Below are 23034 nucleotides of genomic sequence, written 5' to 3' on the forward strand. Positions count from 1 at the left end.
TCTTCTTCGCCAGAAAACGGAGGAAGCTAATGCAGTTTGTTTTGATTTTACTGGTGATTGCCGGCGGGATGGGCCTCTCCGTCGAGGCGGGGCTGCTGGGGCCATTAGGGGGAGAAGTAGGCGATTTATGGGCGACGTTCAGCATTTTTGGCGTCGGCGCCGCGCTGACGTTTCTGCTGATGCTGTTTTTCAGCCCGCGTAACAGCCCGTCGTTTTTCGCCCAGCCCGGCTGGCAGCTGCTCGGCGGCGTGCTTGGCCCTGTTTACGTGGTCATTCTGACGATCGCCACGCCGACCATCGGCATCGCTCTGACGATGATTGGCATTCTGGCTGGTCAGGTTTTTAAAAGCCTGATCATTGACCACTTTGGCCTGCTGGGTACGCCGCACAGGAAGATAAACGCAAAACGTATCGTGGCGCTGGTTTTTATTATTGCGGCACTGGTTCTGGTCGCACAGGGGTGATGATATGACGCTGATAATGATTCTTCTGGCCGTCTGCGGCGGCGCAACGCTGAGCATTCAGGCCGCGATTAACGGGCAGCTCGGCAGCAGCGTGGGCGTTTTCAAAAGCGCGTTTCTGACATTTTCCGTCGGCGCGCTGGTGACCGCCCTGCTCATTTTCTTCTTTGAGCCTAAGCAGGCGGTCACGCTGCTGGACGTGCCGAAATGGCAGCTCCTCGGGGCGATGTTCGGCGTGCCTTACATTGTGATCATGGTCGTGGCGGTGCAGCGCATCGGCACCGCCGTCGCCACGGTGGCGGTGATATTCGGCCAGCTCGCCATGAGTATGTTGATTGATAACTTTGGCTGGCTGGGCAATGCGGCCATTCCCTTTTCGATGAGCCGTCTGGGGGCAGTTGTTTGCCTGGGGATTGCTCTGACCTTTATATATTCGGGAAGCAAATCCCGCGCCGGAAGCTAAAAAATATTGAGGAACAAAAAGTGTACGGAATGACCACAGCCGCCCTATGTTCCCCTCACCCTAACCCTCTCCCCATAGGGGCGAGGGGATAGTTCACTGCTCGCATCATCACTCTTTACGGGTAAAGAACAGCGTCACCGTGGCGACGGTGACGCCCAGCTTCTTCATCTCGGTTTTATTAAACAGATGCGTCTCATCCTGCAGGTACATCCAGTCGTCGAAGTTCAGTAGCCAGGTGCTGCCGTTGGCCTTCACGTTCATGCTGTAATGCCAGTTAAAGGCGTTGCCTGCGGACTGTCCCGTGGCAACCCCTTCAATATCCCCTGCCGTACCCTCGTAGCGATCGTTCCCCACGCGGCGAATATGCCAGACCCGCTGCTGCTTCTCGCCGTCGTCGTAAACGAAGTGCTCGTTGAGTGTCAGCGTATCGCCGATAACGTCCCCGGCAATCTCAACGTGGAAGCGGCGGATCTGCTTGCCGCTGCGATCCTGCACCATCCCCCACGCTTCGGTTTTGCCCTGGAAGTAGTGGAAGATATCAAGCCGCGGCTCCTGCTGGCGATACTCGGCCACTTCAGTGCTACAGCCCGCCAGCAGCATCGTGAATGCCAGCGCCATCATCAGGATACGTTTCATTTTTGGCCTCCGATTAACTGCTGACGCAGCTCAGGATATTGCGTGCGGGGATCGAGCCAGATGGCCAGAAAACGGGTGCTGAACGCTTCCGACTGACGCGGTCCAAGTGGAATAAACGATGTTTGCGCCGCTGACGCGCGATACCAGAACTGCCCCTGCCCGTCGTCGAGCACAAACGCCAGCTGTGACCCCGGCCGGACGTCCGGCCAAAGGGACCGGAGCATCCGCAGCCAGGCTTCGCTTTGAGGCTCCTGCGCCAGGATCCCCTGCGCCTGCCACTGGTCGCGGGTCGCCTCAACCAGATCATCGCGATCGATGTCCCGCGCATAGGTAATAATCAGCGCCTGATCCTGATTATCCCGACCGTAACGCCCGTCCGGGGTGCGCAGCTGAGAGGTATAGACCGTGAACGGACCCCAGGTGAGCGTGGCGTCACCCACCTTCCGCCAGGCAAGCCAGTCGGCGGCCTGGGCAACCGGAACAACCAGCGTCAGCCAAAGCAGCAAAACCACAGATCTCATTTTTGTCTCCCCATCAGCAGGTGGAAAAACAGCATCAACACCAGCCAGCCCGGCGCCATCCAGCTCACGACGATAAAGGTCGGCTCCAGAAATGTGATGGCTCCCAGCCGCTCGCCAATCAGGTACGCCACCGGCCCGCCCACGGCGGCCAGCAGGGTCAGCAGCCAGCCGGGTAGCGTGGTGGTGCGCGTCAGCTGCGTCCAGACGGTGGCGAACATCAGCCACAGTGCCACCATCCAGAGCGGCATCAGGGAGTCGCTCGTGAAGGCAATCAGCCCCGTCAGCGCCCAGAGCGTATCCAGCAGGCTGCCCGCCGCCGCCAGCCCAATGGCGTAAAAACGGTATACAGGCGGCAACAGCAGGCACGCCAGGATCGCCAGAGCGATCCAGATAATCAGGCCCTGTTCGCGAAAGAGCACCACCAGCGCCCAGTAGAGATCGAACGCGACGGCCAGCAGGAAGACCTGAATATGACGTCTCATACGCGCTCGGCGGTCAGCTGCACCACGCTGATGGTGCGGGCGTTAAACCCGGCTTCGCAGTAGCCAAAATAGTACAGCCACATGCGGCGAAACCGCTCGTCAAAGCCGAGCTTTTCAATCTCCTGCCAGGCGTGCACGAAGCGCTGTCGCCAGTGCGCCAGCGTGCGGGCGTAGTCCGGCCCCATGTCGAAGAGATTACGCACCACGAAATCGGTGTGGCGCGTCATCAGCTCGTTCATCGCGGTGATGCTCGGCAGGAAGCCGCCGGGGAAGATGTAGCGCTGGATAAAATCGACGCTTTTGCTGTAGTCGCGATAGCGCTGGTCCTGAATGGTGATGGCCTGAATCGCCATTCGTCCTCCGGGGCGCAGCCGCGCCTGACAGGTCCGGAAGAACGTGGGCAGATAGCGTTGCCCGACGGCTTCAATCATCTCTATTGAGACCAGCTTGTCGTACTGCCCGGTGAGGTCGCGATAGTCGCAGAGCAGCACCTCAACGCGATCCTGCAGCCCGGCGCGGGCGATCCGCTCGGTCGCCCAGCTATATTGCTCCTGCGACAGCGTGGTGGTGGTCACCCGACAGCCGTAATGACGGGCCGCATATTCCGCCATCGCGCCCCAGCCGGTGCCAATTTCCAGCAGATGATCGCCCGGGCTCAGCGCCAGCTGTTCGCACAGGCGCGCCATTTTGGCCCGCTGAGCCGCCGTGAGATCCTGCTCGTCACCAGTAAACAGCGCGCTGGAATAGAGCAGCTCTTGATCCAGAAAATGGGCATAAAAGGTATTGCCCAGATCGTAATGGGCGGCAATATTTTCGCGCGCCTGCGCGCGGGAGTTACGCCGCGTCCAGTGACGTATCCGCTCCAGCGGCCTGCCGAGCAGACGGAAGCCGTTTTCCAGACGACCAAGCACCTCGCCGTTGAGCGCGAGCAGCTCCAGAAGCGGCGTCAGGTGCGCGGTTTCCCATTCGCCGTCCATCCAGGCCTCTGCCGCAGCAAGGCTCCCGCCCGTTAACACGCGCCAGTAGACGCCGGGAGAAAGAATTTGCACATCCGCATGCAGCGCGGAGGATGACTCACCAAAATGGAAGGTCTGCGCCCCTTCGCGCAGCGTGAGCGAGCCGCCGCGAATGCCGCTTAGCAGACGAAACAGCAGCCAGCGCGCGACGCGGACGTTGCGCGGGATATCGGGTTCTAACGCAAAGACGGGATCGGTCATGAGCGTTCACTCCTGCTGACGGGATGGTTATACAGCGGCACGCGCTTGAGCCACAGGCGCAGCGCCTGCCAGTAAATGGCAAAAACGGTTTTCAGGGTCATAAGCGGGACGCGAACCAAAAGCGAACGCAGCGCCGGGCGCGTCAAAGGCTCCCGGCGCAGGGCCAGCGTGGCGTCAAAGACCTTCGCTTCCTGATGATTTTCAATGTGCATATGCAGCGTGTTGTCCGGGTCGTTAAAGCGCCAGTGGTAGATCATGTCCATCGGGTTAAAGGGGGATACGTGAAACGCTTTTTCCGTCGGCTGCGCATCCAGTCCGTTGACGGCATAGTAATGACGTTCATTCCACGGCGTGTTGCGAACCTCCGCCAGCACCCAGCGCAGCGTCCCCTTCCCGTCGTAGCAGTAGTAAAAGTTGACCGGATTGAAATGAAAGCCGAAATAGCGCAGCTGCGTCAGGAGCATGACCCGCCCGTCCGGACGTTCCCCGGTCAGGCTCTCCAGCCTGGTCAGCACGTTTTCTTTGAGCGGCGTACCGAGCGGGTAGTCCGCATCGTGAAACGAAGCGGCGGCAAAGCGATTGCGCCGCACGCCAACGGACGGCAGCAGCGGCAGTTCATCGAGATCCAGCCAGGCCATAAAGACGCTGTAGCTGAATTCGTGGGTTTTCGGCTGAAGGCGGCGGTGGCGTAACACGCCGTGGTAGAGGCAGCTGTTCATCTCACTTCCCCTCTCCGACCGCTATCGCGTTGACCACGTCCAGCGCGCTGCGCACGCCATCTTCATGAAAGCCGTTGTACCACCAGGCACCGCAGTACCAGCTCCGGTTATGACCGTTGATCTCGCCGCGCCGCGCCTGCGCCCGCCAGCTTTGCGGGTTAAACAGCGGATGTTCATAGACAAAGCGTTGCAGAACGAAGCGCTCATCTACCGGCGCGTCCGGGTTGAGGGTGACGCAGAACAGCGGACTGCCCTCAGGCAGCCCCTGCAGGATGTTCATGTTGTAGGTCACGCAGGCGCTGGCCTGTTCCTCCGCGCTCAGGCGGTAGTTCCAGCTGGCCCACGCGCGCTGCCGCACCGGCAGCCAGCGCGGATCGCTGTGTAAAACGACCTCGTTGCGCTGCCAGCCGATATCGCCCAGCACCTCGCGCTCTGCGGGCGTCGGGTCATCAAGCATCGCCAGGGCGCTGGCGGAGTGGCAGGCAAAAATCACCCGATCGAAGTTATGACTGCCTTTTTCAAGCTGAAGCGTAACCCCGTGCTCGTGGCGGCTCACCCGCTGCACCGGAGAATTGAGGTGCAGATTCAGACGGTCGCCCAGCTTGTCGAGCATGGCGCGGATATACTCCCGCGAGCCGCCCGGCACCACGTACCACTGCGGGCGATGGGTGATATCCAGCAGCCCGTGGTTCTGGAAGAAACGTAAGAAAAGCGGCAGCGGGAAACGCTTCATCTCCTGCAGCGACGAGGACCAGATGGCGGCCCCCATAGGCAGAATGTAGTGGCGCGCAAAAAACGGCGTGAAGCCGTGCTGGTCCAGAAACGTCTGCAGCGTGGCGTTCGGGTCCACTTCCCCGTCCAGCGCCTGTTTTGCCAGGCGGTTAAAGCGTACGATCTCCCCCAGCAGCCGCCAGAATGCCGGATTCACCAGGTTTCGGCGCTGGGCAAACAGCGACGTCAGGGTGTGACCGTTGTACTCCAGCCCCGTCGCCGGGTTGTGCACCGAAAAGCTCATCTGCGTTTTTTGCCCGCTGATGCCCAGCTCGCTGAGGAGGCCCATAAAGCGCGGATAGGTGCGATCGTTGTAGACGATAAACCCGGTGTCGATCGCGTATGTGCCCTGTGGCGTTGAGACGTCAACCGTTGCGGTATGGCCACCGGGCGTGGCGCCCGCTTCAAATAAGGTCACCTGATGGTGCCCGGCCAGGCGCCAGGCGCAGGTCAGCCCGGCGATGCCGCTGCCGATAATCGCAATGTTCATGAACGCACCATCCTGCGCAGCAGCGCGCGCTGAAGAAACGCCGGTAACCCGGAGAGCGCACGCAAAATAAAGCCGAACCCGGCGGGGAACGCGATATGCATTTTCTCTGCCGCCAGTCCGGTACGGATCGCCTTGACCGCCTCGTCAACGCTCACCCTGCCCGGCATGGCAAAATCATTTTTGCGCGTCAGCGGCGTATCAACAAAGCCGGGAGAAACCACCGTGACGGCAATACCTTTGGGCTCCCAGTCCAGACGCAGACTCTCGGCGAACCAGCTCAGGGCCGCTTTGGACGCGCCGTATGCCTCTGCCCGTGGAAAAGGCAGCCAGTGGGCCATGGAGCTCACCAGCACCACGCGGTTGCCAGCCGTCAGCTGGGGCTGCAGCGCGTCAAGACAGTTCACCGGGCCGAGGAAATTTGTCGTCATCACCCGCTCCACCAGCGCCGCATCCACCACGCCCCCATCGAGGTATTCGCAGGTGCCGGCGCAGAGAATAATCAGATCGGCATAGCAGCCGGTCAGCGCCTGGCGGCAGGCGTCCCTGTCGGTCATATCGAACAGGCGAACGGTGAGATTGGGGCAGATCTGGCGCAGCGCGTCGAGGCGCGCCCGATCGCGACCGCAGGCAATCACGTGGTAGCCGTCTGCGGCATAGGATTTCGCCAGCCCGGCGCCAATACCCGAGCTTGCGCCGGTGATCAGTACCGTTTTCATGATTTGACCCTCCGCTTCACGCCGCGTACCGCCCAGCCAAGCAGAGGAAGATGTTCGTAGATCATCTCTCCAGCATCGTAGTAGTCGCGCTGGTGCGTGATGAGATCGTTTTCCATGTCCACCACCGAACATCCCGGCAGTTCGAGCGGCTCTCCCCCGGCAATGCGCGGATGCGACCAGTGCATTACCCAGGTCACAGCAAACCGGTTCCCGCTGCACAGCGGCGTATCGATGGTAAAACGGCAATGCTCGACGTTGGCCAGCAGATGGGTGAAGTAGCGCTGAAGCGCGAAAATCCCGTCATGCTCGCCAAACGGATCGATAAGCGTGGCATTCGAATGGTAAAGCCCCACCAGCGCGGACGGCGGCTGGCTATCCAGTGCGGCGTAGTACTCAACAAACCGACTCACGACAGAGGGCAAAGTGCTCATGGGTCACATCCTGGCTGTAAACAACGTGGCGTAATCGCATAATTAAAACTTACACAATTAACGTTATTTGTCCAAGTTTGTGATGATTTATTTTTTATTTTATAAATAAATCATAAGGTTAAAATAAGACAAAAGAGTGAATTCTGTAGGCCTTGTAAGGCGTAGTCTCCACCCGGCTTTAACTTTCAGGATATCCTTAAGGCAAACTCGCCGGTCTTCTTCCAGGCTTATCCTTTTTATTCATAAGGATGCCCGCATGAAACGTTTCTTTCTCTCCCTTTTCTCCAGCCCGGAATCCTTACTGCAGGTGATGAGCCAGCAGGAAATCATTGAAGCCGTCGAAGATGGCGATCGCATCATTATCGACCAGGACGGGAACGCCTCGGTGAACTACAAAAGCAACGAGGTGCGGCAGGATTTTCTGCGTCACGTCAACATGCTGAAGAGGGCCTGATATGGGAACGGCGATATTTATGGTGCTGATGGTATGCGGGTACTGGTACACCAGCCGCGACCTGTCGACCCGCTTTAAAATCAAGCGCTCCTTTGGCTGGGACGTCTATTTCCTGGTGGCGCTGTACGGCTGTATTTTCGTTCTGCAGGGCGTGATTGCCACCGGTCTGCTCTGGCTGCTCCTGCTCGCCCTTTCTGCGGCCAACAACGCTTTTCACTTTGCCTCGCTGAAATATACCGACTGGCAAATCGACTTTATGAACTGGAGCTTTTTAGGCATTCAGGCACCGGTGGTCGTGATGCTGGCGTTTGCCATCCTGTTTTGCCTCTACCGCTCTAACTGGGCAGGCAGCGCCAGGCTGGACGGCGAAAGCCGGAAAAAGCTCTACAAACGTCTGGCGCAGTCGAGCGGTATTGAACAGCTGCTGTATCAGTGTATGGAGCAAGGGGAACTGGCGCAGGTCACGCTGCGATCGAGGCGAATTTACGTCGGCATGATCCACACCGCGACGCTGGAATATGAAAAAACGGCCAATATCGTGCTGATCCCAATGTTAAGCGGGTACAGAGACGCGAAGACGATGAACTTTCGCATCGAGAATAACTACAGCAGGTGGTATGCGGATCATGATATCACGCTCGACTCCGAACCCCGCAGCGCCATGTCATTCCGGAAGGTGATTTTACTCAATCAGATTGAGAGCCTCTCGCTGTTCGATCCCGCCAGCGCCAGCGCGCTATCGCTGGCGCAGCGGGACGAGAGCTCTCATTCTAAATAGATATCCCCATAATCCTGAGTATGCTCTGGAGGGAAGCGTGCAGGGCAAAAGGCGGATGACACATCATGTATGGTGATATTCACGGCTGCGCATTCTGGTAAAGATCCCAGCGGTTGCCGTAAATATCTTCAAACACCACCACCGTACCGTACTCTTCCTCGCGAGGTTCTTCGCAGAAATGAACGCCTTTATCTTTCATGGCACGGTAATCGCGCCAAAAATCGTCCGTCTGAAGGAAGAGGAAAACTCTGCCGCCGCATTGATTGCCGATAAAGCTTTCCTGCCTCTCGTTAGAGGCGCGAGCCAGCAAAATATTGCAGTCGCTTTCCGGGTTGGGTGAGACGACCACCCAGCGTTTACCCGGTTGCGGCGTATCTTCTACAAGGGTAAAACCCAGCTTATCCGTGTAGTATTCAATGGCACGATCGTAGTCATCAACCACAACAGCCACGCAGCCAAGGCATCGCTTCTGTGTTCTCATTTTTCGTTTCCTTTGCATAAATGGGTTACGGGCAACGCTATCCCATTGCAGCGTGCTGGCCGCCGGGTTTACTGGCTTGCGTAAGCCTCGCGCTTTTCTGCCCATTTCAGCATGGCATCAAGCGCCGGACATAATGCCTGCCCCCAATCGGTGAGGCGATACTCCACTTTCGGTGGCACTTGCGGGTAGACCATCCGCGAAACGATACCATCGGATTCAAGTTGCCTGAGCTGCTGCGCCAGCATCTTCTGGGAAATACCGGGGATCAGTTTTTCGAAATCAGAGTAGCGCTGCACTTTTCCGTCGAAAAGATGAAAAAGAATAATTAATTTCCAGCGGCCTTCCAGCAGCCGTAACACTTGCTCCACGCCGCTCGCGGCAGATTCCGGACTATATAACTTACTCATAATTCAGTAGCTCACTTTTTCGTGCGTACTTGTCAATTTCTCAGTCTATGTTGAATATACCTGTACTGTAAATAACGGGAGTACAAGGTTATGTCATTAGTCATTGATTTTAAAGGCAAACGCGTGCTTGTTACCGCTGGCACGAAAGGGCTCGGAAAAGCGGTCGTCGGGCTTTTAAAACAACTCGGTGCAACGGTATTCACCACGGCGCGCCACGAGCCGGACGTAGATATAGCAGATACTTTCGTCGCCGCGGACCTTACGACGGTCGCTGGATGTGCCGCTGTCGCAGCTGCGGTTCAGGAACAGATGGGAGGCGTCGACGTGATTATCCATGTTGCGGGCGGCTCAACCTCGCCGGGTGGCGGTTTTGCTGCGCTTGGCGAAGAAGAGTGGCAGCAGGAGCTCAATCTTAATTTGTTGCCTGCAGTACGCTTAGATCGCGCCCTGCTTCCCGGAATGCTCGCGCAGGGAAATGGGGTGATTATTCACGTGACGTCTATTCAGCGCGAGCTGCCGTTACCGGAATCAACAACGGGTTATGCGGCGGCTAAAGCAGCCCTCTCAACCTACAGTAAAAGTCTTTCAAAGGAAGTCTCACCGAAGGGCGTTCGGGTGGTGCGCGTTGCGCCCGGCTGGATCGAAACTGAAGCGGCAGTTGCACTGGCGGAGAGGCTGGCAAAGCAGGCAGGAACAGACTACGAAGGCGGTAAGCAGATTATTATGAAGGCGTTAGGTGGAATACCGCTCGGACGCCCTGCCAGACCGATTGAGGTGGCCAACCTCATCGTCTTCCTCGCTTCATCGCATGCTGCGAGTATCACCGGTACTGAATTTGTGATTGATGGCGGCACCATTCCGACAGTGTAACGCGGGTGCTTAATCGGCTCGGTGCGCGAGTTGATTAAGCACCGGGGAATATCACCGATCGGACAGTTTCTCCAGGCCCTTTTTTAACGCATGTTTTACCGCTTCTGAATCCATGCCCATCTGTGCATGAATAATTGCGCCGTCAATGAGCAGCATGATTTCATTGACGACGCGCTCATCTGCACTCTTCGTCAGCAAGGCAATAATTTTCTTTGTTTCTGACTTATGACTGCGGCATATCTCTTTTATCTCGCTTTCAATATCTTCCGATTTCGCCTCTGCGCTGGCGTTAATAAACGCGCAGCCGTGGAACTCAGGTGAAATAAACCATTCGTAAAGCGTTGCAGATATCGCATCAGCAGGTATTTCGCCTTCATCGAGATGTCGACGCAGCGTGGATTCAAACCAGTTAATCCATATTTCATGCCGATAGTGCAAATAGGCGAGAATAAGCAAGCTCTTACTCGGAAAATGGCGATAGAACGTCACCTTGGTCACTTTAGACGCTTTAATCAGCGTATCCACCCCTGTCGCCCTGAAGCCCGTGGAATAAAACAGATCGTGCGCCGTGAGTAATATCTTATCTCTGACGCTGATTTTTGTATCGTTGCCTGCGGGTTCTGTTTTCACTTTTGGCTTGCCTCAAAAAGAATGTTGACAGCGTTATTTTACAGGCATAGATTAGCGCAAGTAGACAGATCTGTCTACATAATATAACGCTGAGGTAATCGCAATGAACACACGTCCTCCTTTACCGCCCTTCACTCGTGAAAGCGCCATCGAAAAAGTCAGACTGGCAGAAGATGGCTGGAACAGCCGCGACCCGGCGAAAGTCGCGCTTGCCTATACGCTGGATACCCAATGGCGTAACCGCGCAGAGTTCGCCACCAACCGTCAAGAAGCCCAGGCGTTTCTGGAGCGGAAATGGAAAAAAGAGCTGGACTATCGTCTGATTAAAGAGCTCTGGGCATTTACGGAGAATCGGATCGCGGTGCGCTATGCCTATGAATGGCATGATGATTCCGGCAACTGGTTCCGCTCTTACGGCAATGAAAACTGGGAGTTTGAGCCGGACGGATTGATGAAGCGCCGCTTTGCCTGCGTAAACGATATGCCGATCAAAGCCTCTGAGCGGCTGTTCCACTGGCCGCTGGGCAGACGCCCGGACGATCACCCTTCGCTGAGCGATCTTGGCTTATAGGATTTTCGCATCACTCCGGGCAGCCCCGGAGTGATGACCTTACAGCGCGCCCAGCTGTTTCATCAGCGTCAGGTTGTCCTCAATATGCCAGTTAGCCACAATCTTACCGTCACCAATCTCATAAATATCCGTGGCGATAAAATCTATTTTCTGCCCCTGTCCTTTCAGCTTGCCAAAGGTTCCGGTGAAGGTGCCGTGAAAATGCAAATGCGAAACCACGCGATCGCCTGAAATAATCATCTGCTCAACGTCACAGCGTAAATCAGGCACGGCTGCACGAAACGCGCGGGAAGCTAAAATAGCGCCTTCCGACCCCTGCTTACGCCCTTCCGGAGGCGTTTTATCAATAAAGCCTGCCGCCAGGGCATTACGCGCCAGGGTTTCATTACCCGTGTTCCAGAATGAAGCATATTCTCTGGCGACGGCTTCATTCGCCTTTAATTGCGCCTGCGGCAGGCTGTTGTCTGCAATAAGCTGTTTTGGCTGCAGCCATTCCCTCTGCGCGGAAATCGCATTGCCCGACAGACCTGCAAAAATAACCATCGCTACAGCCGAATGAAAATACGTCGTATATTTCATGATATCTCTCAATAGAGTATTACATTACCCGCAGTCGATTTCCTGCGGTTCAAATCAGAGAGGGTCAGTTAATTAACGCCCCGCCCTCAATATCAATGACCGACCCCGTGACAAAGGGATTATCAATGGCGAAAAGATACCCTTGAGCGATGTCCTCCGCCCTTCCCCAGGCTTTGGCCGGCAGGGTTTCCGCCGCGCCAGCGAGCATTTTTTCCCGCGCGGCGGCGTCCATGCCCGCATACGCTTCCGTGTCGGTCAGCCCCGGACTTACGACGTTGACGCGCAGCGGTGAAAGCTCTTTCGCCAGCACTTTTGTCGCGGCCTCAATGGCGGCATTCATCGTCGTTTTAACAATGGCGCCCGCCACGGTGCGACGCGCCACGAACCCGCTGGTGAACGTCAGCGTACCGCGGGGGGCGATGTTCCCGCCGAGATAGCGGGCAACATTGAGGCTTCCCCAGAATTTTGTATCAAAGGCCAGCCTTGCCGCGCGGAGATCCAGCCCGGAAAGAAGCCCTCCCGGAGCCTGTGAACCCGCCGTAACGACAATATTATTGACCTCAGCCAGCGTTTCACCGAGTGCGACAAGCTCTGCCTCACGGCTGATATCCAGCACGAAGGTATGAACAGACGCGGCGTGGGCGCTCAGCCGTTGCCGCGCAGCGTCCAGCTTCGCGCCGTCGCGGCCCGCAAGAATAATCTCCTCGCCGCGCCCGGCAAGCAGGCTGCCCACGGCGAAACCGATGCCGGAAGCGCCGCCGATAATTAAGGTTTTACGGGTCATAACGTTTCCTCCTGCTGGGTGTAAATGGGGTAATCGGTATATCCCGTCGCGGTGCCGCCAAACAGCGTAGCGGGGTCGCGGACCTTGGCCAGAGGCAGCTGGTGCGCCAGCCGGTGGGGTAAATCCGGGTTGGCAATAAACGGCCGTCCGAAGGCAATCAAATCGGCATAGCCGGAAGCAAGGATCTTTTCCGCTTTTTCAAGGGCATAGTTCCCCGCGACGATAAGGGTTCCGCTAAAGGTCTCGCGAAGCGATTGCCGGAACTGCTCAGGTACCTGCGGCGCATCGTCCCAGTCGGCTTCCGCCAGGTGGATGAACGCAATCCCTTTTTGTTCACACCAGGCCGCGAGAGCGAGTATGGCTTCAGTCACCTGCGGATCGTTCATCCCGCGCTGGGTAATAAACGGGGAAAGGCGAATGCCCGTACGCTCGCGGCCAATGGCCTCGGCAATGGCGCTTAGCACCTCCTGAGCAAAGCGGATCCGGTTCGCCAGCGTGCCGCCGTACTCGTCCGTGCGTTTGTTGGAGGTTTGACGCAGAAACTGGTCGATCAGATAGCCGTTTCCGCCGTGAACCTCCACGCCGTCGAACCCGGCCTGAACGGCATTCAGTGCCGCCTGACGATAGTCCGCGATGATGCTGTGAATGTCCTTGCGCGAGAGGGTTCTCGGCTGCGGGCAGTCAACCATTTGGCCTTCGCCCTTTTCGTTCACCACCCACACCTGCGCGTCCGGCGCCAGTGCTGACGGGGCGACGGGCTGACCATCCTGATGAAAACTGGCGTGCGACATTCGCCCGACGTGCCAGAGCTGCGAAAAAATCACCCCGCCCGCCTGATGCACGGCGCCAGTGGTGAGCTGCCATCCTGAAACCTGCTCAGGCGAATGGATGCCGGGCGTCCATGAGTATCCCTGGCCCTGAGGCGAAATCTGGGTGGCTTCCGTGATAATTAATCCGGCGCTGGCCCGCTGCCGGTAATACTCCGCCATCAGCGCCGAGGGAATATTTCCCGGCTGTAGGGAGCGCGCGCGGGTCATCGGCGCCATGACGATACGGTTTTTCAGGTCCTGCTGACCCAGCCTGTAGCGTTCAAAAAGTGAGATACGTTGCATGTTTTCATCCCTTATGGTTTGGATGAAATCACTTTACAGGCGGCATCTGGTTTTGATAATTACGCTAAAAGCAGATGCACTTTTCGGAAAATATGAATAATGGGTAAACTCGAAGACATGGCGTTACTGGTGGAAGTTGCCGAGGCTGGCGGTCTTTCTGCCGCCGGGCGACGCCTGTCGCTTTCTCCCGCCACCATGACGGCCAGGCTGAAGGCGATTGAGGAGCGTTACCAGACGCGCCTGTTTCACCGCTCAACGCGATCGATCGCGCTGACCCGCGCCGGGGAAGAGTTTTACCATGCCGCGCTGCGCGTGCTGGAAGAAGTGCATCACGCCGAGTCGTTACTGGCGCAAAAGGAAGGCGTGCTCAGCGGCAACATTCGCCTTTCTGCGCCCTCGGACTTTGGCAGACAGTATCTTAGCCCCGCCGTCGTGGAATTCTCACGACGCCATCCCGACGTTAAATTTTTCATCTCGTTAAGAGAACACATTGAGGACCTGGTCGCTAACCGGCTGGATATGAGCGTGCGTTTTGGCAACCTGCCGGACAGCAGCCTTGTCGTCAGAAACATCCGCCCGAACCATCGGGTGCTGGTCGCCTCCGGGGAGTATCTTAACGAACGCGGCATCCCCGCCACGTTTGCCGATTTAGCTCAGCACCGATGCCTGGCGCTTGAGTCTCAGGGCGTGGTGATGAACGAATGGCGCTTTGAAAAAGATGGCGAGGAAAGCGTCGTTCGCGTAGAGCCAGCCATGGTGTGCGACGACGGGGCTTTACTTCGCCAGTGGGCACTCAGCGGAGCTGGCATCGCGGGGAAATCGTGGTGGGACGTCAAAGACGATGTTGAAACCGGAAGGCTCACGGTACTGTTTGCCGACAGCTTCACCGGCTTTAGCCGATACGATCGCAAAGATGTCGGCCTGCAGCTTGTTTACCCCCAGCGCAAACTGCAGCCGCTTCAGGTCACGGCTTTTAGCCAGTTTTTTCTCGACTGGCTAAAAAAGCAGTAAAATTAAATCGCGTCAGGCATCTGCGGTTAATTTCTCGCCAAAATAAGAGATGGCGCGCATTTCGCTGACAACCTCAGGACTACTCTGTGTGCGGTTTTCAGGAGAAAAAAAATATGAAAAAGCTTCTGATCTGTTGTTTGTTTGGTAATACCGCAAACTCTCTCGCCAAAAAGATGCAGTCTCTGGCAGAACGCGAAGGCTATCCGCTGATGATTAGCGCTGTTGGGCTGGATAACTTCGCCAGCGTCGCTCCCGCTTTCGATGGTTTCCTCATCGCGCCGCACATTCAGTACAAACTCGATGAGATAAAAGAAACGGTGGGCAATACGCGTTCACTCGCCATTATTGAGAGCGTGCCCTATGCCTCTCTCGACGCGAGGAAAGTATTGAATTTCGTGAAGGAACAGATGCCTGAACTGGCTGCCTGACAGATAAGGCCGCATCGGTTTTGCGGCCTCCTCTCACCCGGCGATCAAAACGTGTCGACGCAAGGCTGGCCGACCTTATTTAGGGCGTTTTTCAACCTGGCTCTGAGTTCAATTAACGCCGCTTCTTTCTCTTCAAGCTGCTGCAGCTTGCGGCGCAGAGAAGCCTGTTTTTGCTCAGCGGTAAATTTGTCGTCAACCCAGACAGCTAAAACCTCTGCAATTTCGGCTAAGGTAAAGCCCAGCATTTTGGCATGCTTGATCATGTTTAAACGCTGTAAATCGACGGCGGAATAAAGTTTGTAGTTATTGCTGCGATTGGGCTGCGGGATATTCTCTAATAGCCCCTGTCGCTCATAGTAACGCACCGTCTCTTTCGACAATCCCGTTTTCGCACACAGTTCACCAATTCGCATCGCGTCGCCCTCACCCTGGAAAAATCACGCTTGACCGTGTACCTAAGTGCACGGTTTATCCTGTGCGGCATACATTAGGGAAACGGGATTAAAGATATGAATTCTTTTGATTATACAGGAAAAACAGCGCTGATTACCGGAGCATCTTCGGGCATAGGCCGTGATTTTGCCAGGCAGCTCGCCGCCCGAGGCGTGGCCTTGATCCTCGTCGCCCGCAGCGAGCCAAAGCTGCAGGCGCTTGCCGCAGAGTTGGTCAGAAAGCACGGCGTCTCCATCACGATTATCGTGCAGGATTTAGTGAAGCCGGAAGCCATTCCCCACATTGTGGAACGGCTTGAAACCTTAAGACGCGTCCCCGACATTCTGATTAATTGCGCCGGGTTCGCCACCTACGGGCCATTCGAAAAGCTGTCAATCGACAGGCAGCGTGATGAGATTAACGTAAACTGCATGGCCCCCGTGGAGCTGACTCACGCCCTGCTGCCGGGAATGCTGCAGCAGGGCTCCGGGGTGATTATTAACGTTGCCTCAACGGCCGCGATGCAACCGGATCCCTATATGGCGATTTATGGCGCAACCAAAGCCTTTCTGCTCTCGTTTTCGAACGCGCTGTGGGGAGAATATCGCTCCAGGGGCATCCGCGTCCTGGCGCTTTGCCCCGGCGCAACGGATACGGCCTTTTTTGATGTGGTGAATGCTGAGGAAGCCTCGGTAGGTAAACGAATGCCCGCTCACAAGGTGGTCATCCTGGCGTTGAAGGCCATGGAGAGTAACCGTAGCTACCTGATTACCGGATGCGGTAACGGGCTTCTGGGGCAGCAACACCGGTTCGTGACGCGCAGGCGTCTGGTGCTTATCGTTGAAAAAATATTGCGCCCGCGCTCGGCTTACGCAAAAACGGCTCTGTTCAGCGCAAGGGAGTTGCGCTGAAATCCTCGCTTATCGCAGACAGATAGATGCCATAGTGCACGAAAAACAGTGATACACTTACCCCACCTGGTTGATCGTCCCGTCTGAACGTTTCATGATGAATGACGGTAACCAAATCTCAAAATGGTCACTCGTTGTTAATCGTAGCCCGTCACGCTAAGCTTAAATAATGACTAAAAATATGAATCCCCCATCATCACGTGGCCCCCTTGACCACGCTGTCAGAGAGCAAATCGTCGAAGCGGCTTTTGAGCACTTCGGCCACTACGGCTATGAAAAAACCACCGTCGCCGAACTGGCTAAATCCATCGGTTTTTCAAAGTCCTACATTTATAAGTTTTTCGATTCCAAACAGGCTATCGGCGAGGTGATCTGCGCTAACCGCCTGGAGCTGATCATGGCGGCGGTGCTTTCCGCCATTGAGGATGCGCCGTCAGCAAGCGAAAAACTCCGCCGCCTTTTCAAAGCGCTCACCGAGGCGGGAAGCGAGCTGTTTTTCCACGACCGTAAGCTTTACGACATCGCCGCCGTCGCGGCGCGCGAGCAGTGGCCGTCGACTGAACGGTATGCAGAAAGCCTGATGAAGCTGATTGAGAGCATCATTATCGAAGGCAGGCAGGCCGGCGAGTTTGAAAGAAAAACGCCGCTGGATGAAGTCACCTGTGCCGTCTACATGGTGATGTGTCCTTACATTAACCCCGTTCAGCTACAGTACAACCTCGAAATGGCCCCCACAGCGGCGGTGCTTCTCTCTTCACTGATTTTAAGAAGCCTGGCCCCCTAATTTGTGACCATTGACAATTTTGGTCACTAGTCAGAGAATGCGGATACCGTCCTGTTACGTCAAAAAGGTTTCCCATGCTCAGGCTCACTTCAGCCCGCGTTGCCGTTTGTCTCCTGCCGTTTGCCCTGGTGGCGTGCGGCGATATTTCCGCGAGTGACGATCCGCGCACCAAGCCACCGCTCGTCAGATCCGCCTCCGTCGAGCTAGCGAACAATAGCGCCCGCGCCTTCACGGGCGTGGTGGTCGCAAGAACGCAAAGCGATTTAGGTTTCAGAGTTCAGGGAAAAATCCTTGAGCGGCTGGTCGATACGGGGCAGACCGTCAAACAGGGCCAGCCCCTGCTGCGCCTGGATCCGGTTGACCTGAAATTACAGGCTCAAGCGCAGCAGCGCGCGGTGGATGCGGCTCAGGCGCGCGCGCGCAAAGCCACCAGCGATGAGGCGCGCTATCGTGGACTTGTGGCGTCCGGCGCGGTGTCTGCCTCGGAGTATGACCAGATCAAAGCGGCGGCCGATACGGCCAGGGCCGATCTCAGCGCCGCCCGGGCGCAGGCCAGCGTGGCGCAAAACGCCACGGGCTATGCCGTACTGCTGGCGGATTCAGACGGCGTGGTCATGGAGACGCTCGCCGAGCCGGGTCAGGTCGTCAGCGCCGGACAGGTGGCGATCAGGCTCGCCAGAGCGGGACAGCGTGAAGCGCTCGTCCAGCTTCCGGAAACGCTGCGTCCTGCCGTCGGCAGCGAAGCGCAGGCCACGCTGTATGGCAATGAAAAACATCCTGTCACCGCAACGCTGCGCCTGCTGTCTGACTCGGCCGATGCCGCGACCCGCACGTATGAAGCCCGCTACGTGCTGGATGGCCTGCTGGCGAACGCGCCGCTGGGGGCGACCGTCACGCTGAACATTCAGGACAATAAAGCGGAAGGTCAGGTCATGCAGGTCCCGCTGGCTTCACTCTATGATGCAGGAAAAGGTCCCGGCGTCTGGCGCATTTCCGCCCAGCCGGCAAAGGTCGCATGGACGCCCGTCAGGGTGCTGAGCGTGGGTGAAGATGCGGCGCAGGTCACGGGCGGCGTGAAGCCCGGTGAGAAGATTGTTGCGTTAGGTGCCCATCTTCTGCACGAAGGTGAGGTCGTCAGGCTTGCCGAGCAACGCAACGCCGCCCTGGCGGAGAATACGCCATGAGCGGAAGCCGCTTCAACCTGTCGGCGCTGGCCGTCCGCGAACGTTCCATTACGCTGTTTCTGATCGTTCTGGTTACGATTGCCGGAATTTACGCCTTCTTTGGGCTCGGACGCGCGGAAGATCCGCCCTTCACGGTAAAGCAAATGACGGTGATAACCGTCTGGCCGGGCGCCACCGCGCAGGAAATTCAGGATCAGGTCGCCGAGCCGCTGGAAAAGCGCCTGCAGGAACTCAAATGGTATGACCGTACCGAAACCTATACCCGTCCCGGCATGGCGTTTATCACGTTGTCATTGCAGGACAAGACCCCGCCTGCCGAAGTGCAGGAGGAGTTCTATCAGGCGCGGAAGAAGCTTGGAGATGAATCGCAGCGACTTCCGGCGGGCGTCATCGGCCCGGTGATCAATGACGAATTCTCGGATGTCACCTTTGCCCTCTTTGCGCTGAAAGCGAAAGGCGAACCGCAGCGGCAGCTGGTACGCGATGCCGAAGGCCTGCGCCAGCAGCTTCTGCACGTTCCCGGCGTGAAGAAAGTGAACATTATCGGCGAACAGGCCGAGCGGATTTACATCTCCTTCTCCCACGACCGTCTGGCGACGATAGGGCTCTCACCCCAGGATATTTTCAACGCCCTCAACAGCCAGAACGCGTTAGCCGCGGCGGGCTCCATTGAGACCCGAGGCGCGCAGATTTTTATCCGCCTGGACGGCGCGTTCGATGAACTGCAGAAAATCCGCGATACGCCTTTTGTGGCTCAGGGCAAAACGCTCAAGCTGTCCGATGTGGCAACGGTTGAGCGAGGCTACGAAGATCCCCCGACGATGCTGATACGTAATCAGCATGAGCCCGCCCTTCTGCTGGGCATCGTGATGCGTGAAGGCTGGAACGGTCTGGCGCTGGGGAAAGCGCTGGATGCGGAAACGGCGAAAATAAATGACAGCCTGCCGCTGGGCATGTCCCTGACCAAGGTCACCGACCAGTCCGTGAATATTCGCTCGTCGGTCGATGAGTTCATGATCAAATTCTTCGTCGCCCTGCTTGTGGTCATGGTGGTGTGTTTTATCAGCATGGGCTGGCGCGTGGGTGTTGTCGTTGCGGCGGCGGTCCCGCTGACGCTGGCGGTCGTTTTCGTGGTGATGAAAGCCGCGGGGATAAACTTTGACCGCGTAACGCTGGGCTCGTTGATCCTCGCCCTCGGCCTGCTGGTTGATGATGCCATTATCGCCATCGAAATGATGGTGGTGAAAATGGAGGAAGGTTACGACAGAATCAAAGCCTCGGCCTTCGCCTGGAGCCATACCGCTGCGCCCATGCTGGCCGGTACCCTGGTGACGGCCATTGGCTTTATGCCAAATGGCTTTGCCCAGTCGACCGCAGGGGAATACACCAGCAATATGTTCTGGATTGTCGGCCTCGCCCTGATTGCATCGTGGTTTGTCGCGGTGGTGTTCACGCCCTATCTTGGGGTGAAGATCCTGCCGGCGATCCCTAAAGTAGAAGGGGGTCATGCCGCCATCTATAACACGCCTCGCTATAACCGTTTTCGCCAGCTGCTTGCCCGCGTTATCGCCAGAAAATGGCGGGTGGCCGGGTCGGTGGTCGCCATTTTCATCCTGGCCGTGCTCGGGATGGGGCTGGTTAAAAAACAATTCTTCCCGACCTCCGATCGCCCGGAAGTACTGGTTGAGGTGCAGATGCCATACGGTACCTCGATTGAGCAAACCAGCGCCGCAACCGCAAAAATAGAAGCGTGGCTGGGCCAGCAGCCCGAAGCCAAAATTGTCACGGCCTATATTGGTCAGGGCTCGCCCCGTTTTTATCTGGCGATGGCGCCTGAACTGCCCGACCCGTCTTTTGCGAAAATCGTGATCCTGACGGACAGCGAGACATCGCGCGAGGCGCTCAAGCTCCGGCTGAGAGAAGCTGTCGCCAACGGCCTTGCCCCCGAAGCCCGCGTACGGGTAACGCAGCTGGTGTTTGGCCCGTACTCGCCCTTCCCGGTTGCCTGGCGCGTGTCGGGGCCGGATGTCGAACAGGTGCATGACATCGCTGACAGGGTGAAAGCCGTGCTCCAGGCGAGCCCGATGATGAGAACCGTCAACACCGACTGGGGCTCACGCGTTCCCGTCCTGCATTTCACCCTCGATCAAAACCGCCTGCAGGCGACCGGCTTGACCTCCAGTGCCGTTGCCGATCAGCTTCAGTTTTTGCTCTCAGGCGTGCCCGTCACCTCCGTGCGGGAGGATATTCGCTCGGTAGAGGTTATTGGACGCGCGGCGGGAGACATCCGTCTCGATCCGGCAAAAATCGAGGGTTTCACCCTTGTCGGCAATGCGGGACAGCGCGTTCCGCTGTCGCAAATCGGCAAGATTGAGATCGGTATGGAAGATCCGATCCTGCGCCGCCGCGATCGCACCCCGACGATTACCGTGCGGGGCGACATCGCTAACAATCTTCAGCCACCGGATGTGTCGGTCGCCGTCATGAAGCAGCTCCAGCCGATTGTTGATGCGCTGCCGGCCGGATACCGAATAGACATGGCGGGTTCGATTGAGGAATCGGGCAAAGCCACGCAGGCAATGATTCCGCTGTTCCCGATCATGATTGCCCTGACGCTGCTGATCATCATTTTGCAGGTGCGCTCAATCTCGGCGATGGTGATGGTGTTCTTAACCGCGCCGCTGGGGCTGATTGGCGTAGTGCCCGTGCTGTTGATTTTCAATCAGCCGTTTGGCATCAACGCGCTGGTCGGCTTGATCGCCCTTTCCGGCATTCTTATGCGCAATACGCTGATTCTGATCGGTCAAATCGATCATAACCAGAAGGACGGTCTCGAGCCGTTCCAGGCGGTGGTTGAAGCGACGGTCCAGCGCGCACGCCCGGTCCTTCTGACCGCCATAGCCGCCGTGCTGGCGTTCATTCCCCTGACGCATTCGGTGTTCTGGGGCACGCTGGCTTACACGCTGATAGGCGGCACGCTGGGCGGGACGATCGTCACCCTCGTCTTCCTGCCCGCGATGTATGCGATCTGGTTCCGGATCCGCCCAGCGGAACAACGAGTGCAGCACCCTGCAGAAAACGTGTAAACTACCATGAGTAGATAACACTTCTGAGGAAAGCATGGTTGTTAAGCGCTTAAGAAAAGAGGACCGCCGCGTGCAGCTGCTGGAGGTTGCGCGCGGAATCGTACGTCAGCAAGGCACGGAGGCGCTGACCCTTGGCTACCTGGCCGAACGCGCCAACGTGACCAAGCCTATCCCCTACGATCACTTTGGCGATCGTGAAGGGCTGCTGATGGCGCTGTACCAGGATTATAGCGACCGGCAGCTGGCGAAATTCCGCGACACGCTGGCGGTCGACAGCAAAACGCTGGAGAAGACGATCCGCTTTTTCAGCGCCGCCTATATCGACTGCGCCATTAGCGCCGGGCCTGAGACCGGGCCGATTGCTGCCGCGCTGTCCGGATCCCACGCGTTGCAGACGTTTCGTGAGGCATGCGTGGCCGAATGTGCCGACTGCCTGCGTACCGCGCTTTCCCCTTTTGTTACTCTGAAAGGCGTTCAGGGAGAAGCGGTACTGACGGCCATTATTGGCGCCGCGGACGCGCTCAGCACCGCCGCTGGCAACGGCGTGCTCGCCCGGAACGTGGCGGAAGATACGCTCAGCGGCGCCATGACCGGCGTGCTGGAGACCTACGTGAATAGCACAAAATGATCGCTGGGGGCGGATTGACACCTAAGTTACCAATAGTAATATAGGCGTCAATTCTCACCCATTCGAGGTCGCTATGTCTGCTACAAATGCCATAAATAACGCACTGATCGTGACGGCTCATCCTGTCGACAATTCGTTATCCCATTCGCTGGCAGCCCGTATTGCCGGAAAATTACGCGAGCAAGGTACGCAGGTTGAAATTGCCGATCTGCATGCTGAAGGGTTTAATCCGGCGATGACCCGCGCCGATCTCGATTTGTATCACGGCGATCCGAGCGCCCTTCCTGAAGATATTCTGCGCGAGCAGCAGCGCGTCGAGCGAGCGGATATGCTGGTGTTTGTTTTCCCCGTGTACTGGTGGTCGGTCCCCGCGCTGTTGAAAGGCTGGTTCGATCGCGTATTAACCCTGAACTGGGCGTATAAGGTGGCCGACGATGGCCGGATTGTGGGCAGCTTACGCGATGTTCCCGTCCGCCTGATTGCCACCGGCGGCAGCGATCTCACCGGATTCGACAAACACGGCTATTCGACGGCGATTCAGACGCAGATAATCGAAGGCGTGTTTGGCTTCTGCGGGCTGAAGAACGTTAAGCTCGATATCCTTTACCAGGCAGACGCGGCGACGCCTGAGCAGGTAGAGGATTTTCTGCAGGGGCTTGAGAGCCTTAAATAATCCCGGCTATTCAGTCAGCAAAGGCGTGCACAGCAGGTTACGAGCCTTTGCTGACAGCTTCCTGCCGCTTGATCGTACCCCTACTCAAGTTGGTGTCTTGAAGCAATGAGTTAAGCAACGCTATAACTAACGTGATAATTCCGCATATAGCGGAATGAATAAACAAAGGTCATTCCATGTATCAGTCAGTTCAGCCAACAACCACCCTCACCACCACCGGCACCTTCGGCGGCGTAGGCGTATCTGTAGCGAACTACTGACAAACAGAACCTCAATCCCCGCCAGCCTGGACGGGGAAATACCTCTCCGTTCACCACCCTCTGA

The 23034-nt window shown here is 57.2% G+C and carries 29 protein-coding genes; 14 read left to right on the forward strand and 15 right to left on the reverse strand.

What is annotated here, in order from left to right; genetic code table 11:
* Positions 1 to 29 precede the first annotated feature (29 nt).
* Both DEO48_RS02270 and DEO48_RS02275 read left to right on the forward strand, forming a co-directional pair.
* Positions 30 to 464, forward strand: coding sequence for a DMT family transporter (locus DEO48_RS02270; RefSeq protein WP_032657293.1), 435 nt, complete (start codon positions 30 to 32; stop codon positions 462 to 464).
* Positions 465 to 468: 4 nt separating this feature from the next.
* Positions 469 to 924, forward strand: a complete 456-nt coding sequence (locus DEO48_RS02275; RefSeq protein WP_109844238.1) for a DMT family transporter — start codon at positions 469 to 471, stop codon at positions 922 to 924.
* A 108-nt stretch (positions 925 to 1032) separates the two neighbouring features.
* On the opposite strand, the gene DEO48_RS02280 is transcribed toward DEO48_RS02275, so the two are convergent.
* From DEO48_RS02280 to DEO48_RS02315, 8 genes are read right to left on the reverse strand one after another with little or no spacing between them, the layout of a single operon-like run.
* Positions 1033 to 1560 carry a DUF3833 domain-containing protein gene (locus DEO48_RS02280; RefSeq protein WP_063408889.1) on the reverse strand — a complete coding sequence of 176 codons (528 nt, stop codon included), beginning with the start codon at positions 1558 to 1560 and terminating at the stop codon, positions 1033 to 1035.
* Positions 1557 to 2081, reverse strand: coding sequence for a hypothetical protein (locus tag DEO48_RS02285; protein WP_109844239.1), 525 nt, complete (start codon positions 2079 to 2081; stop codon positions 1557 to 1559). The genes DEO48_RS02280 and DEO48_RS02285 overlap by 4 nt, the downstream gene beginning before the upstream one ends.
* Entirely contained in the window at positions 2078 to 2563 is a 486-nt protein-coding gene (locus tag DEO48_RS02290) for a DUF2878 domain-containing protein (protein ID WP_023311621.1), read from the reverse strand. The genes DEO48_RS02285 and DEO48_RS02290 overlap by 4 nt, the downstream gene beginning before the upstream one ends.
* The gene (locus DEO48_RS02295) at positions 2560 to 3780 is read right to left on the reverse strand and encodes a cyclopropane-fatty-acyl-phospholipid synthase family protein (protein ID WP_045354881.1); all 1221 of its coding nucleotides are present in this window, start codon (positions 3778 to 3780) and stop codon (positions 2560 to 2562) included. Before DEO48_RS02295 ends, DEO48_RS02290 begins: the two co-directional genes overlap by 4 nt.
* Positions 3777 to 4499 (reverse strand): DUF1365 domain-containing protein, encoded by a 723-nt coding sequence (locus tag DEO48_RS02300; RefSeq protein WP_109844240.1) that lies wholly within the window; start codon positions 4497 to 4499, stop codon positions 3777 to 3779. Before DEO48_RS02300 ends, DEO48_RS02295 begins: the two co-directional genes overlap by 4 nt.
* 1 nt (position 4500) lies before the next feature.
* Complete coding sequence (locus DEO48_RS02305) at positions 4501 to 5760, reverse strand: NAD(P)/FAD-dependent oxidoreductase (RefSeq protein WP_109844241.1); 1260 nt, start codon at positions 5758 to 5760, stop codon at positions 4501 to 4503.
* Positions 5757 to 6476: an SDR family NAD(P)-dependent oxidoreductase gene (locus DEO48_RS02310; RefSeq protein WP_109844242.1), complete on the reverse strand. Its 720-nt coding sequence runs from the start codon at positions 6474 to 6476 to the stop codon at positions 5757 to 5759. Before DEO48_RS02310 ends, DEO48_RS02305 begins: the two co-directional genes overlap by 4 nt.
* Positions 6473 to 6907 carry a nuclear transport factor 2 family protein gene (locus DEO48_RS02315; protein ID WP_109844243.1) on the reverse strand — a complete coding sequence of 145 codons (435 nt, stop codon included), beginning with the start codon at positions 6905 to 6907 and terminating at the stop codon, positions 6473 to 6475. The genes DEO48_RS02310 and DEO48_RS02315 overlap by 4 nt, the downstream gene beginning before the upstream one ends.
* A gap of 256 nt (positions 6908 to 7163) precedes the next feature.
* Between DEO48_RS02315 and DEO48_RS02320 the strand changes: the two genes are divergently transcribed.
* The gene (locus DEO48_RS02320) at positions 7164 to 7361 is read left to right on the forward strand and encodes a hypothetical protein (protein ID WP_023311615.1); all 198 of its coding nucleotides are present in this window, start codon (positions 7164 to 7166) and stop codon (positions 7359 to 7361) included.
* 1 nt (position 7362) lies between these two features.
* Positions 7363 to 8139, forward strand: coding sequence for a hypothetical protein (locus tag DEO48_RS02325; protein WP_109844244.1), 777 nt, complete (start codon positions 7363 to 7365; stop codon positions 8137 to 8139).
* Between the two features lie 79 nt (positions 8140 to 8218).
* Here the strand turns inward: DEO48_RS02325 and DEO48_RS02330 are convergent, their stop codons facing one another.
* Together DEO48_RS02330 and DEO48_RS02335 are read right to left on the reverse strand one after the other, a co-directional pair.
* Positions 8219 to 8620 (reverse strand): VOC family protein, encoded by a 402-nt coding sequence (locus tag DEO48_RS02330; protein WP_109844245.1) that lies wholly within the window; start codon positions 8618 to 8620, stop codon positions 8219 to 8221.
* Positions 8621 to 8688: 68 nt separating this feature from the next.
* Positions 8689 to 9027: a helix-turn-helix domain-containing protein gene (locus tag DEO48_RS02335; RefSeq protein ID WP_023311611.1), complete on the reverse strand. Its 339-nt coding sequence runs from the start codon at positions 9025 to 9027 to the stop codon at positions 8689 to 8691.
* Positions 9028 to 9117: 90 nt separating this feature from the next.
* Between DEO48_RS02335 and DEO48_RS02340 the strand changes: the two genes are divergently transcribed.
* A complete protein-coding gene (locus DEO48_RS02340) occupies positions 9118 to 9897 on the forward strand; it encodes an SDR family oxidoreductase (protein WP_109844246.1) in 780 nt (259 codons plus the stop codon).
* A gap of 51 nt (positions 9898 to 9948) precedes the next feature.
* Here DEO48_RS02340 and DEO48_RS02345 read toward each other — a convergent pair whose 3' ends face one another.
* Positions 9949 to 10527 (reverse strand): TetR/AcrR family transcriptional regulator, encoded by a 579-nt coding sequence (locus tag DEO48_RS02345; RefSeq protein WP_109844247.1) that lies wholly within the window; start codon positions 10525 to 10527, stop codon positions 9949 to 9951.
* Between the two features lie 103 nt (positions 10528 to 10630).
* On the opposite strand from DEO48_RS02345, the gene DEO48_RS02350 reads away from it, so the two are divergent.
* Entirely contained in the window at positions 10631 to 11098 is a 468-nt protein-coding gene (locus tag DEO48_RS02350; protein WP_063408878.1) for a DUF1348 family protein, read from the forward strand.
* A gap of 39 nt (positions 11099 to 11137) precedes the next feature.
* Here DEO48_RS02350 and DEO48_RS02355 read toward each other — a convergent pair whose 3' ends face one another.
* The 3 genes from DEO48_RS02355 to DEO48_RS02365 all read right to left on the reverse strand — a co-directional run bounded on the left by DEO48_RS02355 (position 11138) and on the right by DEO48_RS02365 (position 13573).
* On the reverse strand, positions 11138 to 11677 hold the full coding sequence (locus DEO48_RS02355; protein WP_109844248.1) for an ester cyclase: 540 nt from the start codon (positions 11675 to 11677) through the stop codon (positions 11138 to 11140).
* A 64-nt stretch (positions 11678 to 11741) separates the two neighbouring features.
* On the reverse strand, positions 11742 to 12461 hold the full coding sequence (locus tag DEO48_RS02360) for an SDR family oxidoreductase (RefSeq protein ID WP_109844249.1): 720 nt from the start codon (positions 12459 to 12461) through the stop codon (positions 11742 to 11744).
* A complete protein-coding gene (locus tag DEO48_RS02365) occupies positions 12458 to 13573 on the reverse strand; it encodes an alkene reductase (RefSeq protein ID WP_109844250.1) in 1116 nt (371 codons plus the stop codon). Before DEO48_RS02365 ends, DEO48_RS02360 begins: the two co-directional genes overlap by 4 nt.
* A 99-nt stretch (positions 13574 to 13672) precedes the next feature.
* Here DEO48_RS02365 and DEO48_RS02370 point away from each other — a divergent pair, with 99 nt between their 5' ends.
* Positions 13673 to 14584: a LysR family transcriptional regulator gene (locus DEO48_RS02370; RefSeq protein WP_109844251.1), complete on the forward strand. Its 912-nt coding sequence runs from the start codon at positions 13673 to 13675 to the stop codon at positions 14582 to 14584.
* 113 nt (positions 14585 to 14697) lie between these two features.
* Complete coding sequence (locus DEO48_RS02375) at positions 14698 to 15012, forward strand: PTS sugar transporter subunit IIB (protein WP_109844269.1); 315 nt, start codon at positions 14698 to 14700, stop codon at positions 15010 to 15012.
* Between the two features lie 44 nt (positions 15013 to 15056).
* Here DEO48_RS02375 and DEO48_RS02380 read toward each other — a convergent pair whose 3' ends face one another.
* Positions 15057 to 15425, reverse strand: coding sequence for a MerR family transcriptional regulator (locus DEO48_RS02380; RefSeq protein ID WP_109844252.1), 369 nt, complete (start codon positions 15423 to 15425; stop codon positions 15057 to 15059).
* Positions 15426 to 15521: 96 nt separating this feature from the next.
* Here DEO48_RS02380 and DEO48_RS02385 point away from each other — a divergent pair, with 96 nt between their 5' ends.
* The 6 genes from DEO48_RS02385 (at position 15522) to DEO48_RS02410 (ending at position 22710) form a co-directional block, all read left to right on the forward strand.
* A complete protein-coding gene (locus DEO48_RS02385) occupies positions 15522 to 16355 on the forward strand; it encodes an SDR family oxidoreductase (RefSeq protein ID WP_109844253.1) in 834 nt (277 codons plus the stop codon).
* Positions 16356 to 16524: 169 nt separating this feature from the next.
* Entirely contained in the window at positions 16525 to 17139 is a 615-nt protein-coding gene (locus tag DEO48_RS02390; RefSeq protein WP_109844254.1) for a TetR/AcrR family transcriptional regulator, read from the forward strand.
* Positions 17140 to 17213: 74 nt separating this feature from the next.
* Positions 17214 to 18323 carry an efflux RND transporter periplasmic adaptor subunit gene (locus tag DEO48_RS02395; RefSeq protein ID WP_063408872.1) on the forward strand — a complete coding sequence of 370 codons (1110 nt, stop codon included), beginning with the start codon at positions 17214 to 17216 and terminating at the stop codon, positions 18321 to 18323.
* Positions 18320 to 21409 (forward strand): efflux RND transporter permease subunit, encoded by a 3090-nt coding sequence (locus tag DEO48_RS02400; protein ID WP_109844255.1) that lies wholly within the window; start codon positions 18320 to 18322, stop codon positions 21407 to 21409. Before DEO48_RS02395 ends, DEO48_RS02400 begins: the two co-directional genes overlap by 4 nt.
* Before the next feature lie 34 nt (positions 21410 to 21443).
* Positions 21444 to 22037: a TetR/AcrR family transcriptional regulator gene (locus DEO48_RS02405; protein ID WP_109844256.1), complete on the forward strand. Its 594-nt coding sequence runs from the start codon at positions 21444 to 21446 to the stop codon at positions 22035 to 22037.
* Positions 22038 to 22110: 73 nt separating this feature from the next.
* Complete coding sequence (locus DEO48_RS02410; RefSeq protein WP_047741998.1) at positions 22111 to 22710, forward strand: NAD(P)H-dependent oxidoreductase; 600 nt, start codon at positions 22111 to 22113, stop codon at positions 22708 to 22710.
* Positions 22711 to 23034: the final 324 nt, after the last annotated feature.

The sequence above is a fragment of the Enterobacter sp. CGMCC 5087 genome (genome assembly GCF_003144775.1).
Classification (GTDB): domain Bacteria; phylum Pseudomonadota; class Gammaproteobacteria; order Enterobacterales; family Enterobacteriaceae; genus Enterobacter; species Enterobacter cloacae_M.